Annotated in this window: 13 protein-coding genes; 12 read left to right on the top strand and 1 reads right to left on the bottom strand. The window is 67.2% G+C overall.

What is annotated here, in order from left to right; translation table 11 throughout:
* Positions 1 to 13: 13 nt before the first annotated feature.
* From mraY to moaC, 12 genes are all read left to right on the top strand, one after another.
* Positions 14 to 1099, top strand: a complete 1086-nt coding sequence (gene mraY, locus PSEMAI1_RS0100910; protein ID WP_024301054.1) for a phospho-N-acetylmuramoyl-pentapeptide-transferase — start codon at positions 14 to 16, stop codon at positions 1097 to 1099.
* A 10-nt stretch (positions 1100 to 1109) separates the two neighbouring features.
* Complete coding sequence (gene murD / locus PSEMAI1_RS0100915) at positions 1110 to 2477, top strand: UDP-N-acetylmuramoyl-L-alanine--D-glutamate ligase (RefSeq protein ID WP_024301055.1); 1368 nt, start codon at positions 1110 to 1112, stop codon at positions 2475 to 2477.
* Positions 2474 to 3631, top strand: coding sequence for a putative lipid II flippase FtsW (gene ftsW / locus PSEMAI1_RS0100920; RefSeq protein ID WP_024301056.1), 1158 nt, complete (start codon positions 2474 to 2476; stop codon positions 3629 to 3631). The genes murD and ftsW overlap by 4 nt, the downstream gene beginning before the upstream one ends.
* A 184-nt stretch (positions 3632 to 3815) precedes the next feature.
* Entirely contained in the window at positions 3816 to 4886 is a 1071-nt protein-coding gene (gene murG / locus PSEMAI1_RS0100925) for an undecaprenyldiphospho-muramoylpentapeptide beta-N-acetylglucosaminyltransferase (protein ID WP_024301057.1), read from the top strand.
* A gap of 43 nt (positions 4887 to 4929) precedes the next feature.
* Entirely contained in the window at positions 4930 to 6321 is a 1392-nt protein-coding gene (gene murC / locus PSEMAI1_RS0100930; RefSeq protein WP_024301058.1) for a UDP-N-acetylmuramate--L-alanine ligase, read from the top strand.
* Positions 6322 to 6370: 49 nt separating this feature from the next.
* Positions 6371 to 7282: a D-alanine--D-alanine ligase gene (locus tag PSEMAI1_RS0100935; protein WP_024301059.1), complete on the top strand. Its 912-nt coding sequence runs from the start codon at positions 6371 to 6373 to the stop codon at positions 7280 to 7282.
* Positions 7272 to 8000, top strand: a complete 729-nt coding sequence (locus tag PSEMAI1_RS0100940; RefSeq protein WP_024301060.1) for a cell division protein FtsQ/DivIB — start codon at positions 7272 to 7274, stop codon at positions 7998 to 8000. The genes PSEMAI1_RS0100935 and PSEMAI1_RS0100940 overlap by 11 nt, the downstream gene beginning before the upstream one ends.
* Before the next feature lie 43 nt (positions 8001 to 8043).
* Positions 8044 to 9258, top strand: coding sequence for a cell division protein FtsA (ftsA, locus tag PSEMAI1_RS0100945; protein WP_232219963.1), 1215 nt, complete (start codon positions 8044 to 8046; stop codon positions 9256 to 9258).
* A 65-nt stretch (positions 9259 to 9323) separates the two neighbouring features.
* Complete coding sequence (gene ftsZ / locus PSEMAI1_RS0100950) at positions 9324 to 10511, top strand: cell division protein FtsZ (RefSeq protein WP_024301062.1); 1188 nt, start codon at positions 9324 to 9326, stop codon at positions 10509 to 10511.
* Positions 10512 to 10611: 100 nt separating this feature from the next.
* Positions 10612 to 11523 carry a UDP-3-O-acyl-N-acetylglucosamine deacetylase gene (gene lpxC / locus PSEMAI1_RS0100955; RefSeq protein ID WP_024301063.1) on the top strand — a complete coding sequence of 304 codons (912 nt, stop codon included), beginning with the start codon at positions 10612 to 10614 and terminating at the stop codon, positions 11521 to 11523.
* A gap of 52 nt (positions 11524 to 11575) precedes the next feature.
* On the top strand, positions 11576 to 11758 hold the full coding sequence (locus PSEMAI1_RS0100960; protein ID WP_024301064.1) for a hypothetical protein: 183 nt from the start codon (positions 11576 to 11578) through the stop codon (positions 11756 to 11758).
* An 89-nt stretch (positions 11759 to 11847) separates the two neighbouring features.
* Positions 11848 to 12321 (top strand): cyclic pyranopterin monophosphate synthase MoaC, encoded by a 474-nt coding sequence (moaC, locus tag PSEMAI1_RS0100965; protein WP_024301065.1) that lies wholly within the window; start codon positions 11848 to 11850, stop codon positions 12319 to 12321.
* A gap of 100 nt (positions 12322 to 12421) precedes the next feature.
* On the opposite strand, the gene PSEMAI1_RS0100970 is transcribed toward moaC, so the two are convergent.
* Complete coding sequence (locus tag PSEMAI1_RS0100970) at positions 12422 to 13309, bottom strand: DMT family transporter (protein ID WP_029770425.1); 888 nt, start codon at positions 13307 to 13309, stop codon at positions 12422 to 12424.
* Positions 13310 to 13348 lie beyond the last annotated feature (39 nt).

Below are 13348 nucleotides of genomic sequence, written 5' to 3' on the forward strand. Positions count from 1 at the left end.
GGGGAGTGTAGCCGTGCTGCTTTGGCTGGCCGATTGGCTGAGTGATTACATCCGGGCGTTTGCCGTCTTCAATTACGTCACCCTGCGCGCGGTGATGGCGGCGCTGACCTCGCTCGGCATTTCGCTGTTGATGGGGCCGTGGGTGATCCGCCGCCTGACCGAACTGAAAGTGGGGCAGGCGGTGCGCACCGACGGCCCGCAGACCCACCTGGTCAAATCCGGCACCCCGACCATGGGCGGCACGCTGATCCTGCTGGCGATCGGCCTGACCACGCTGCTGTGGGCCGACTGGAGCAACAAGTACGTCTGGCTGCTGCTGGCGGTACTGTTCGGCACCGGCGCCATCGGCTTCTACGACGACTGGCGCAAGGTGGTGTACCGCGACCCGAAAGGCATCTCGGCGCGCGCCAAGATGTTCTGGCAGTCGGCCATCGCCATCGGTGCCGGGGTGTTCCTGATCACCACCGCCAAGCTGCCGGCGTCGACCGAATTCATCGTGCCGTTCTTCAAGAACATCGTCTATCCGCTGGGGGCGGTCGGTTTCGGCGTGCTGACCTATTTCGTCATCGTCGGCACCTCCAACGCCGTCAACCTGACCGACGGCCTGGACGGCCTCGCGGCGCTGCCGACGGTGCTGGTGGCCGGCGCCCTGGCGATCTTCGCCTACGTGGCCGGCAACGTCGTGTTCGCCCGTTACCTCGGCCTGCCGCACATTCCCGGCGCGCACGAAGTGGTGGTGTTCTGCGCCGCGATTTCCGGCGCCTGCCTGGGCTTCCTGTGGTTCAACGCCTACCCCGCACAGGTGTTCATGGGCGACGTCGGCGCGCTGGCGCTGGGCGCCGCGCTCGGCACCGTGGCGGTGATCGTGCGCCAGGAGATCGTGCTGTTCATCATGGGCGGGCTGTTCGTGATGGAGGCGCTGTCGGTGATGATCCAGGTGGCCTCGTTCAAGCTCACCGGCAAGCGCGTGTTCCGCATGGCGCCGCTGCATCACCACTACGAGCTGAAGGGCTGGAAGGAGACGCAGGTGGTGGTGCGTTTCTGGATCATCACCATGATGCTGGTGCTGGCCGGCCTGTCCACCCTGAAACTGCGCTGAGGATAGCACCATGCGCTTTGCCAACCGTCATATCGTCGTCGTCGGGCTCGGAGACACCGGCCTGTCCGCCGCGCGCTGGCTCGCCGCGCACGGCGCGACGGTCACCGTGGCCGACAGCCGCGACAACCCGCCCAACGCCGCGACCCTGGCCGAAACCCTGCCGGGCGTGACGTTGAAAACCGGTGCCTTCGACGAGACGACGTTCGCCGGCGCCGACATGCTGGTGGTGAGCCCCGGCGTGGCCGTGGCCACCCCGGCGATCGCCGCGTTCCGCCGCGCCGGCGGCGAGGTGGTGGGCGACGTCGAGCTGTTCGCACGCGCCATCGCCGGCTCGGGCAGCAAGGTCATCGCCATCACCGGCTCCAACGGCAAGAGCACCGTCACCAGCCTGGTCGGCCACCTGTGCCAGCAGGCCGGGCTCGACACGGTGCTGGCCGGCAACATCGGCCTGCCGGTGCTCACCGCGCTGGCCGAGCGCGAAGCCAGCGGCAAGCGGCCCGACGTGTGGGTGCTGGAGCTGTCGAGCTTCCAGTTGGAAACCACGGTGAGCCTCAACGCCGACGCCGCCACCGTGCTTAACATCTCCGAGGATCACCTCGACCGCTACGCCGACCTGCTCGACTACGCCCACAGCAAGACCGCCATCTTCAACGGCGACGGCGTGCAGGTGCTCAATCGCGACGACGCGCTGGTGCGCGCCATGGTCCGCCCCGGCCACGCCCAGCGCTGGTTCTCGCTGAAGGAAGCCGCCGATTACGGCCTGCAGGAGGATGCCGGGCGCTACTGGCTGACGGTGGCCGGGCAGCCGGTGTTCGACTGCGCCGAGATGAGCCTGCAGGGCCTGCACAACGCCGCCAACGCGCTGGCCGCGCTGGCGCTGACCGAGGCCATCGGCCTGCCGCGCGCCGCCCTGCTGGCGGGCCTTAGGACCTTCAAGGGTCTGGCGCACCGCGTCGAATTCGTCGCCGAGGTGAACGGCGTGACTTACATCGACGACTCCAAGGGCACCAACGTCGGCGCCACCGAGGCGGCGCTCAACGGCATGACCCGGCCGGTGGTGCTGATCGCCGGCGGCGACGGCAAGGGGCAGGATTTCGCGCCGTTGAAGCCGGCATGCGCGCGTATCGCCCGCGCCGTGGTGCTGATCGGCCGTGACGCCGGCAAGATCCGTGCTGCGCTGGAGGGCCTCACCGTGCCGGTACTCGACTGCGCCACGCTGGAAGAGGCCACGCGCGCGGCGGCCAGGCTGGCACAGGCCGGCGACGTGGTGCTGCTGTCGCCGGCCTGCGCCAGCCTCGACATGTTCAGGAACTATGCCCATCGCGCCCAGGTGTTCATCGACAGCGTGCACGCCCTGGCCGGAGGGAGTGCCGCATGATCGCCCACAGCGCCCGCCGTTATGCCCCGATCACGTCGTTCGACGAGGCGCTGGGCTGGGCGATCGCGCTGTTGCTGTCGATCAGCCTGGTGATGGTGTACTCGGCGTCGATCGCCTATGCCGAGGCGGATGCGGCGACGCAGAACCGTTACTACTACCTGATCCGCCACATGATCTTCATGACCATCGGGCTTTGCGGTGGTTACCTGATGTTCCAGATCCCGACGGCGTTCTGGCAGAAGTACGCCGGCAAGATCTTCATCGTCGGACTGGTGCTGCTGGTGCTGGTGCTGATTCCGGGCATCGGCCGGGTGGTCAACGGTGCGCGGCGCTGGATCGGACTGTTCGTGATCAACCTGCAGCCGTCGGAAGTGATGAAGCTCGCCACCGTGCTGTACGTGGCCGACTACACGGTGCGCAAGTCGCACAAGCTGCACAGCCTCAAGGAAGGCTTCGCCCCGGTGTTCGGCGCCATGGTGGTGGTGGCCTTCCTGCTGTTGCGCGAGCCGGACTTCGGCGCGCTGATGGTGGTGATGAGCATCGCCATGGGTTTGCTGTTTCTCGGCGGCATCAACATGCGCATATTCACCGGGCTCGCCGGCATGGCGGCGGTGGCGGTGGCGCTGCTGATCGTCACCTCGCCGTACCGCCTGAAGCGGGTGCTGGGTTTTCTCGACCCGTGGGACGATCCCTACGGCAAGGGCTATCAGCTGTCGCACTCGCTGATCGCCTTCGGTCGCGGCGAATGGTTCGGCGTGGGGCTGGGGGCCAGCGTGGAGAAGCTGTTCTACCTGCCGGAGGCGCACACCGACTTCATCATGGCGGTGATCGCCGAGGAGTTCGGCTTCGTCGGCATCCTGGTGGTGATCGGGCTCTACGCCTGGATCGTGCGCCGGGCGTTCCACATCGGCGTGGAGTCGAAGAAGCTGGAGCGCTACTACCAGGCGCTGGTGGCGCAGGGCATCGGCATCTGGATCGGCATCCAGACCTTTTTCAACATCGGCGTGAACATGGGGTTGCTGCCGACCAAGGGCCTGACCCTGCCGCTGATGTCGTTCGGCGGCTCGGCGATGCTGTTGAACATGGTGGCGTTGGCGATCCTGCTGAGAGTGGATTTTGAAAATAGGCGAATTATGAGGGGCTATAAGGTTTAGCCCCTCATAAAGCCACGCTGGAGGCGTGGCCAGGTACGAAGTACCGTGTTCGCCTATTTCTGCGAAGCTGGCCAAGAGGCCAGCGTAGCTAAAACGGCGAATTATGAGGGGCTATAAGGTTTAGCCCGACTGTATGACGACAGAGACCAGGTCGGCCGCAGGCCGGCCGGAAGCAAGAAAGACGATGACGAAGCGAACGGTAATGGTGATGGCTGGTGGCACCGGGGGGCATATTTTCCCGGGCCTGGCCGTGGCGCACGAACTGCAGGCCCGAGGCTGGACGGTGTTCTGGCTCGGCGCTGCCGGCGGCATGGAAACCCGCCTGGTGCCCCAGCACGGTTTCGCCATCGAGACGGTGACGATCGGCGGCCTGCGCGGCAACGGCCTCAAGCGCTGGCTGCTGTTGCCGTTCACGCTGACGGCGGCGCTCGCCAAGACCACGGCGGTCATCTTCCGGCGCCGCCCGGATATCGCGGTCGGTTTCGGCGGTTATACCGGTTTCCCCGGCGGGTTGATGAGCCGGTTTTTTTGGAAGCCGCTGGTGATCCACGAGCAGAACTCGGTGGCCGGCCTGACCAACAAGCTGCTGGCCCGCATCGCCAACCGCACCTTGTTCGCCTTCCCCAGCGCGTTTCCCGGCCAGGGCGGGCTGGTAGGCAACCCGGTGCGCGCCGAGATCGCCGCCGTGGCGGCGCCGCAGCAGCGTTTTGCTGGGCGTAGCGGCCCGTTGCGCCTGCTAGTGGTGGGCGGCAGCCTGGGCGCCAAGGTGTTCAACGACACGCTGCCGCAGGCGCTGGCGCAGATCCCGCCCGAACGGCGGCCGCTGGTGGTGCATCAGGCCGGCGCCAAGCAGATCGAAGCCTTGAAGGACAACTATGCCAAGGCGGGGGTGAGCGCGGATTGCCGTGCCTTCATCGACGACATGGCGGCCGAGTATGCCGTCGCCGACCTGGTGATCTGCCGTGCCGGCGCGCTGACCGTGGCCGAGCTGGCGGCGGTGGGGGTGGGCAGCGTGCTGGTGCCGTACCCGTACGCGGTGGACGATCACCAGACTGGCAACGCGCGCTACCTGGCTGACGCCGGCGCCGCGCGGCTGTTGCCGCAGAGCGAGCTCAGCGTGGCCGGACTGGTGGAGCTGTTGACGCAACTGACGCGCGAGGACTGTCTGGCCATGGCCAGCAAGGCGCGCGAACTGGCCATCGTCGATGCGGCGCAGCGCGTCGCCGACGTGTGCGAGGCCCTGGTACAAGAATGACCGGCCGTTTTCCGGTGAAAGCGGCCCTGACGAGCGAGCAGCAATGAAACACAGAGTCAAACATATTCATTTCGTCGGCATCGGCGGTGTCGGCATGTGCGGCATCGCCGAGGTGCTGCTGAACCTCGGCTACACCGTGTCCGGTTCCGACATGGCGGAGAGTGCCGCCACCAAACGCCTCACGGCGCAGGGTGCCGAGGTGCATTTCGGTCACGACGCCGCCTACATGCAGGGCGCCGACGTGGTGGTGACCTCGACCGCGGTTAAGGCCGACAACCCCGAGGTGGTGGAAGCCAAGGCGCGCCACATCCCGGTGATCCCGCGCGCCATGATGCTGGCTGAGCTGATGCGCTTCAAGCAGGGCATCGCCATCGCCGGCACCCACGGCAAGACCACCACCACCAGCCTGACGGCCTCGGTGCTGGCCGCGGCCGGGCTCGATCCGACCTTCGTCATCGGCGGCAAGCTGACCGCCGCCGGCACCAACGCCAAGCTCGGTTCCGGCGAGTTCCTGGTGGCCGAGGCCGACGAGTCGGACGCCTCGTTCCTGCATCTGACGCCGGTGATGGCGGTGGTGACCAATATCGACGCCGACCACATGGATACCTACGAGCACAGCTTCGACAAGCTCAAGCAGGCCTTCGTCGACTTCCTGCACCGCCTGCCGTTCTACGGCCGCGCCGTGCTGTGCGTCGACGACGCCAACGTGCGCGAGATCCTGCCGCGCGTGACCAAGCCGGTGACCACCTACGGCTTTGCCGACGATGCCGACGTGCAGGCGGTCAACGTGCGTGCCGCCGGCGGCCAGATGCATTTCGACGTGGTGGCCAGAAACGGCAACGAGCTGCGCTTCCCGGTGGTGCTCAACCTGCCGGGGCGCCACAACGTGCTGAACGCCTTGTCGGCCATCGCCATCGGCCTGGAGTGCGGCGCCGAGGTGGCGTCGATCCAGCAGGGCCTGGCCGAATTCGCCGGCGTGGGCCGGCGCTTCCAGCGCTACGGCGAGGTGGCCTGTCCGTCCGGCGGGCACTTCACGTTGGTCGACGATTACGGCCACCATCCGGTGGAAATGGCCGCCACGCTGGCGGCGGTGCGCGGCGCCTTCCCGGACCAGCGCCTGGTGCTGGCGTTCCAGCCGCACCGCTACACCCGCACCCGCGACCTGTTCGAGGACTTCGTCAAGGTGCTGTCGACAGTGGACGTGCTGCTGCTGGCCGAGGTCTACGCCGCCGGCGAGGCGCCGATTGTCGCCGCCGACGGCCGCGCGCTGTCCCGCGCCGTGCGCGTCACCGGCAAGGTCGAGCCGCTGTTCGTCGAGGCCATCGCGGACCTGCCGCAGGCCATCCTCGACACGGTGCGCGACGGCGACGTGGTGATCACGATGGGGGCCGGCTCGATCGGCGCGGTACCGGGCAAGCTCGCGGCTCAACACTGAGCGGACAAACGGCAAGAGATGCCCGGCTGCGGGCGCACAAGGACAGACGATGAAGCAGTACGGAAAAGTGGCAGTGATGATGGGCGGTACCTCGGCCGAGCGCGAGGTGTCGCTGATGAGCGGCGGCGGCGTGCTCAAGGCGCTGCAGAGCCAAGGCGTGGACGCGCACGCCTTCGACCCGGCCGAGAAGCCGCTCTCGGCGCTGAAGGATGAGGGCTTCGAGCGCGTGTTCATCGCGCTGCACGGCCCGTTCGGCGAGGACGGCACGCTGCAGGGCGCGCTCGAGACCATGGGTGTGCCGTACACCGGCTGCGGTGTGATGGCCTCGGCCATCGGCATGGACAAGTGGCGCACCAAGCTGCTGTGGCAGGGCGCCGGCCTGCCGATCCCGGCCTTCGTGCTGCTCGCCGACGACAGCGATTTCGCCGCAGTGGAAGCCGAACTCGGCCTCCCGCTGTTCGTCAAGCCGGCCACCGAAGGCTCCAGCATCGGCGTGACCAAGGTGAAGCATCCGGGCGAGCTGCGCGCCGCCTACGAAGAGGCGCGCCGCTACGACAAGCTGGTGATCGCCGAGGCCTTCGTCGGTGGCGGCGAGTACACCTGCGCCATCATCGGCGACAAGGCGCTGCCGACCATCAAGATCGAGCCGGCCACCGAGTTCTACGACTACCAGGCCAAGTACTTCCGCGACGACACGGTGTACCGCTGCCCGTCCGGTCTGGCGCCGGAGGTGGAGCAGCGTGCGCGCGAACTGGCGCTGACCGCCTTCAATGTACTGGGCGGCCGCGGCTGGGGCCGGGTGGACTTCCTGATGGACGAGGCCGGCGGCATCTACCTCTTGGAGGTGAACACCGCGCCCGGCATGACCAGCCACAGCCTAGTGCCGATGGCGGCGCGGGTCGAGGGCCTGAGTTACGAGGAGCTGTGTCTGGCGATTCTGGACATGGCCCATGTGGGATAACCACCGGGCGCTCAGGACCCTGGCGAATGGGCTGCTGGGGGGCTCGGTGATGATGGTGCTGTACGCGGCAGGATTCTGGCTCACCCATTCGCCGGTGTTCCCGGTGAAGAAGATCCAGATCCAGGGCCAGATGAAGCGGGTGACGCCGGAGCAGTTGCGCTTCATTGCGGAACACGAGCTGTCCGGCACGTTCTTTACGCTGGACATCGACAAGACCCGGGCGGCGTTCGGCAAGCTGCCCTGGGTGCGCGAGGCCCAGGTGCGGCGCCAGTGGCCGGACACGCTGCAGATCGAGGTGGAAGAGCACGTGGCGATCGCCCGCTGGGGCGAGAACGGTCTGGTCAACACCCGCGGCGAATGGTTCGACGCCGCCAGCGACCAGCCGCTGCCGGTGCTGTACGGCCCGGCCGGGGCGCAGAAGGACATGGTCGTGATGCTGGCGGCGCTGAGGCCGATCCTGCAGCCGGCCGGCTTGAAACCGCAGCGCCTCTGGCTGTCGCCGCGCCGGGCGTGGCGGGTGGAGATGGATAACGGCGTGCAGGTGGAACTGGGACGCGGCGAAGTGGAAAAACGCGCCGCCGTGTTCGCCGCGCACTGGAAGGGGACGCTGGCCGTGCTGCCGTACCGCATCGAGAGCGTGGACATGCGTTACCCCAATGGATTCGCCGTGCGGATGCCCGATTACAAGGCGCCGCCGGCTCAGATACAGAAGCATTAAGCAGTTGGAGCGACAGGTGAGCAAACCAAGAGAAAGCAAGAACATGCTGGTTGGCCTCGACATCGGCACGTCGAAGATCGTGGCGATCGTCGCGGAAGTCCTCGAGGACGGACAGCTCAACATCATCGGCATGGGGCAGACCCCGTCGCGCGGTCTGAAGCGCGGCATGGTGGTCAACATCGAGTCCACCGTGCAGGCCATCCAGCGCGCGCTGGAAGAGGCCGAACTGATGGCCGACTGCAAGATCCACGAGGTATTCACCGGCATCGCCGGCAGCCATATCAAGAGCGTCAACTCGCACGGCATGGTGGCGATCAAGGACCGCGAGGTGATGCAGATGGACATCGACCGGGTGATCGAGACCGCGCGCGCGGTGACGATTCCGCCCGATCACCAGGTGCTGCACATCCTGACTCAGGAATACAGCATCGACGGTCAGGAAGGCGTGCGCGAGCCGCTGGGCATGAGCGGCGTGCGGCTGGAGGCCAAGGTGCACATCGTCACCGGCGCGGTGTCGGCGGCACAGAACGTCACCAAGTGCGTGCGGCGTTGCGGGCTGGAGACCTCGGACCTGGTGCTGCAGCCGATGGCGTCGGCGCTGGCGGTGCTGTCCGAGGACGAGAAGGATCTCGGCGTGTGCCTGATCGACATCGGCGGCGGCACCACCGACATCGCGGTGTACGCCAACGGCGCGATCCGCCACACCGCGGTGATCCCGATCGCCGGCGACCAGATCACCAACGACATCGCCATGGCCTTGCGCACCCCGACCAAGGAGGCCGAGGACATCAAGATCCAGCACGGCGTGGCGCTGGTCAGCCTGGCCGATCCGGGCCAGATGATCGAAGTGCCGGGCGTGGGCGAGCGCGGGCCGCGCCAGATGTCGCGCGCGACGCTGGCCGAAGTGATCGAGCCGCGCGTAGAGGAACTCTTTCAATTGGTCCAGCAGGAGCTGCGCCGTTCCGGTTTCGAGGAAATGCTGTCGTCCGGCGTGGTGCTGACCGGCGGCGCCAGCCTGATGCCGGGCATGGTGGAACTGGCCGAAGAGGTGTTCCACCTGCCGGTGCGCATCGGCGTGCCGAAGTACGTCGGCGGCCTGGCCGAGGTGGTGAAGACGCCGCGCTTCTCCACCGGGGTCGGCCTGCTGCTGCACGGCAAGGAGCAGATTCACAGCAGCTACGCGGGGAACAAGACCGAGTCCGCCGGGCTCGGCCAGATGTTCTCGCGCATGAAGGCATGGTTTGCCGGCAATTTCTAAAGCCGGAGCAGGACGGGCAGCAGTACAACGTTTGGGTTAGCTCATCTTTATTGAGGAGAGGGAAAATGAGCACGATGGTATTCGAAGTGATGCAGGAGACCGCCCAAGAGGCGGTCATCAAGGTGATCGGCGTCGGCGGCGGCGGATGCAACGCCATCGACAACATGATCGACAACAATGTGCGCGGCGTCGAGTTCATCTGCGCCAACACCGACGCCCAGGCCTTGAAGCGCAACCGCGCGTCGCAGAAGCTGCAGCTGGGCACCAATCTGACCAAGGGCCTGGGCGCCGGCGCCAATCCGGAAGTGGGCCGCAGTGCCGCGCTGGAAGACCGCGAGCGCATCGCCGAGATGCTGCGCGGTTCCAATATGGTGTTCGTCACCGCCGGCATGGGCGGCGGCACCGGCACCGGGGCGGCCCCGGTGGTGGCCGAGGTGGCGCGCGAGCTGGGCATCCTGACCGTGGGCGTGGTGACGCGTCCGTTCGACCACGAGGGCAAGCGCCAGAAAGTGGCGCAGAACGGCATCGAGGACCTGAAGAAGCACGTCGATTCGCTGATCGTGATCCCCAACGAGAAGCTGATGGAAGTGCTGGGCGAAGACGTCACCATGCGCGAAGCGTTCCGCGCCGCCGACGACGTGCTCAAGGGCGCCGTGGCCGGCATCGCCGAAGTGATCACCTGCCCGGGCCTGATCAACGTCGACTTCGCCGACGTGCGCACCGTGATGGGCGAGATGGGCCTGGCGATGATGGGCTCCGCCTACGCTTCCGGTATCGACCGCGCCCGCGTCGCCGCCGAGCAGGCCGTGGCCAGTCCGCTGCTCGACAACATCACGCTGGAAGGCGCGCGCGGCGTGCTGGTGAACATCTCCACCGCGCCAGGTTGCCTGAAGATGAGCGAGTATCGCGAGATCATGGGCATCGTGCGCCACTACGCCGACGAGGAGGCGCAGATCAAGTTCGGCACCGCCGAGGTGGAAGACATGCCGGAAGACACCATCCGCGTGACACTGATCGCCACCGGCCTCGGCAGCAAGAAAGCCGCGCCGCGCGAAGAGCGCCCGGAGTACATCAAGATCGTCAAGACCGGCACCGACGACCGCGTCGGCGACACGCTGAACTACGACGACTTCGATACCCCGGCCATCATGCGCCAGCGCGGCCGCCGTACCCCGACCTCGACCGACTTCTCCAATCCGGAGGTGAGCGAGTCGTATGACATCCCGGCCTTCCTGCGCAAGCAGGCGGACTGATTGTCATTGGCTATCCGTATGGTCGGATCAATCAATAAAGCATGGCAACCGGCTGTGCTAGAATGAGCGCGTCCGGATAGCAGGTGGGAAGTCAGTGATGATATTGCAGCGCACGCTACGACAAGCGATTAGCGCCACGGGCGTCGGTTTGCATTCCGGCGAGCGGGTGAAGCTCACCCTGCTGCCTGCCGCGCCCGACAGCGGGATCGTATTCCGTCGCACCGACTTGCCCGGGTCGGAAGACGTGAAGGTGGATCCCTCGCTGGTGAACGACACGCGCCTCTCCTCCACGCTGGTCACCCCGACCGGCGTGCGTGTCGGCACCATCGAACACCTGATGTCGGCCTTTGCCGGGCTCGGCATCGACAACCTGGTGGTGGAGGTGACCGCTGCGGAAATGCCCATCATGGACGGCTCCGCGGCGCCCTTCATCTACCTCCTGCAGTCCGCCGGCATCGTCGAACAAGCGGTGCCCAAGCGCTTCATCCGGGTGCTGAAGCCGGTCGAGGTGGTCGACGGCGACAAGTGGGTCAAACTGGAGCCGTACGACGGCTTCAAGGTGCAGCTCGCCATCGAGTTCAACCATCCAGCGTTCAACCGCGCGCCGCAGACAGTCGAGATCGACTTCGCCCGCCGCTCCTACATCGACGAGATCAGCCGCGCGCGCACCTTCGGCTTCATGCACGAGGTCGAGTACATGCGCCAGCACGGCCTGGGTCTCGGCGGCAGCCTCGACAACGCCATCGTCATCGACGACGAGTACGTGCTCAACCCGGAGGGGTTGCGCTTTCCAGACGAGTTCGTGCGCCACAAGATTCTCGACGCCATCGGCGACCTGTACATCGTCGGCCATCCGCTGATCGCGGCGTTCTCCGGCCGCAAGTCCGGCCACGCGCTCAACAACCAGCTGCTGCGCACCCTGCTGGCCACGCCGGGCGCCTGGGAATACGTCAGCTTCAGCGACCCGGCCGAGGTGCCGTCGAGCTTCCACCGTCTGCCCGAGGTGGCCTGATGTTCCCCGCCCCATTCATGGCGGGGGAGCCGGTCCAAAGCGGGCGCGGCTGATGCTGTGGGCGTTGCGGCTGTGGCTGTACGGGGCCATCCTGATCCTCGGCTGGGCGCTGATCAGCTACGCGCTGACGCGCAACCGCGACTACCTGCACCGCGCCGGCCGGCTGATCCGCTGGTCCGGCCTGTTGGCGGGGGCGATCACCGTCTTCTGGCTGATTGCGCGTTTCCTGCGCTAGTCCCACACTCTCATTCCTGACCGGTTTCGTGCCGGCCGTCGGCCGCTCTGGTCTGCCGTGCCGTCCCACCCATTTCCCAGGAGACCCCCGTGTCCGAACTGACCCATTTCGACTCCCAAGGCCAGGCCCACATGGTGGACGTCGGCGCCAAGGGCGAGAGCCGCCGCCGTGCCGTGGCCGAAGGCGTGATCCGCATGCAGCCCGCCACCTTCGCGCTGATCCGCGACGGCGGCCACAAGAAGGGCGACGTGCTCGGCATCGCGCGCATCGCCGCCATCATGGCGTCCAAGCGCACCGCCGAGCTGATCCCGCTGTGCCACCCGATCGCGCTGACCCGCGTCGCCGCCGAGTTCACCCTGCTCGAGGCCGAGTCGGCGGTGCGCCTCGAGGTGACGGCGGAGACGGTCGGCCGTACCGGCGTCGAGATGGAGGCGCTGACCGCGGTCAACGTCGGCTTGCTGACCATCTACGACATGTGCAAGGCGGTGGACCGCGGCATGGAGATCGGCGGCGTGCGCCTGCTGGAGAAGGAGGGCGGCAAATCGGGGCACTGGAAGGCGTGAGAGGTGCCTGAGCGCTCTGTTCCGGCTGATGTTGCCGGCGGCGCAGCCGACCCCGGCGCGGTCGTAAAGCGCTCCGGGGCAGGGGCGTCCAGGCTACGTCTCAGTCGTGCAGTTCGGTCAGCGCGGTGCGCTGGGGGTCGGCCTCGCGGCTGACCAAGAGCACCGCGCCCAGGATCAGCATGCCCCCCAGCATCTGCGACAGGCCGATCGGCTCGCCCAGCAGCGCCCAGGCCAAGAGGATGGTCACCACCGGCTCGGCGGTGGAGACCAGCGAGGCGCGCGTCGCGCCGATTTTTTCCAGCCCGTGGAGGAACAGCGCCACCGCCGCCACGGTGCACAGCAGTGCCATCGTCACGATGGCCAGCCAGCCCTGTGTCGACTGCGGCGGCGTCCAGCCTTGCCAAGCTATCTGCACGGCGTAGCTGGCGGTGGCGGACAGCGTCACCACGCAGGCGGCCGCCAGCGGATCGGTGCCGGCGGTGAAGCGGCTGCCGGCCAGGATGTACAGCGAGTAGATCAGTGCCGCGCCGATGCCCAGCAGCAGGCCCAGCGGCCGGGCCGAGAATTCCAGGCCGATGGTCACCGCCAGCCCCGACAGCGCCAGCAGCAGGGCGATCAGGCGCAGGCTGGTCAGGCGCTCGCCCAGCAGCATCGACAGCAGCAGCACCAGTACCGGGTAGAGGTAGAGCAGCAGTGCCACGGTGCCGGCCGAGGCGTGGTTCAGCGCGTTGAAATAGCAGGCGGACATGCCGGCGTAGCCCAGCGCGCCCATCAGCACTAGCGCCAGCAGTGGGCGGCCCGTCGGCCAGGGCAGCCGGCGCAGCCGTACCCACGGCAGCAGCACCAGCCCGGCGATGGCGAAGCGCAGCAGCAACAGTGTGGCGGGGGAGGTGCCGTCGGCGTAGGCGAAGCGGGCCAGGATGGCCATGGCGCCGAAGGCGACGGCGGAGAGCAGGACCTGGATCAGGCCGATCAGGAAGGGTGACATTCGGGCAGCATTGGGTCGAAAAACGATCCCGCCATGCTG

The organism is Pseudogulbenkiania sp. MAI-1 (assembly GCF_000527175.1).
In the GTDB taxonomy this organism is placed as follows: domain Bacteria; phylum Pseudomonadota; class Gammaproteobacteria; order Burkholderiales; family Chromobacteriaceae; genus Pseudogulbenkiania.

Bases quoted from the DNA above. Each gene is read 5' to 3' on its own strand.
- murD (WP_024301055.1), top strand. From the start codon at position 1,110: ATGCGCTTTGCCAACCGTCATATCGTCGTCGTCGGGCTCGGAGACACC.
- PSEMAI1_RS0100940 (WP_024301060.1), top strand. From the start codon at position 7,272: ATGTGGGATAACCACCGGGCGCTCAGGACCCTGGCGAATGGGCTGCTG.
- murG (WP_024301057.1), top strand. From the start codon at position 3,816: ATGACGAAGCGAACGGTAATGGTGATGGCTGGTGGCACCGGGGGGCAT.
- murC (WP_024301058.1), top strand. From the start codon at position 4,930: ATGAAACACAGAGTCAAACATATTCATTTCGTCGGCATCGGCGGTGTC.
- PSEMAI1_RS0100935 (WP_024301059.1), top strand. From the start codon at position 6,371: ATGAAGCAGTACGGAAAAGTGGCAGTGATGATGGGCGGTACCTCGGCC.
- ftsZ (WP_024301062.1), top strand. From the start codon at position 9,324: ATGAGCACGATGGTATTCGAAGTGATGCAGGAGACCGCCCAAGAGGCG.
- ftsW (WP_024301056.1), top strand. From the start codon at position 2,474: ATGATCGCCCACAGCGCCCGCCGTTATGCCCCGATCACGTCGTTCGAC.
- ftsA (WP_232219963.1), top strand. From the start codon at position 8,044: ATGCTGGTTGGCCTCGACATCGGCACGTCGAAGATCGTGGCGATCGTC.
- PSEMAI1_RS0100970 (WP_029770425.1), bottom strand. From the start codon at position 13,309: ATGTCACCCTTCCTGATCGGCCTGATCCAGGTCCTGCTCTCCGCCGTC.
- PSEMAI1_RS0100960 (WP_024301064.1), top strand. From the start codon at position 11,576: ATGCTGTGGGCGTTGCGGCTGTGGCTGTACGGGGCCATCCTGATCCTC.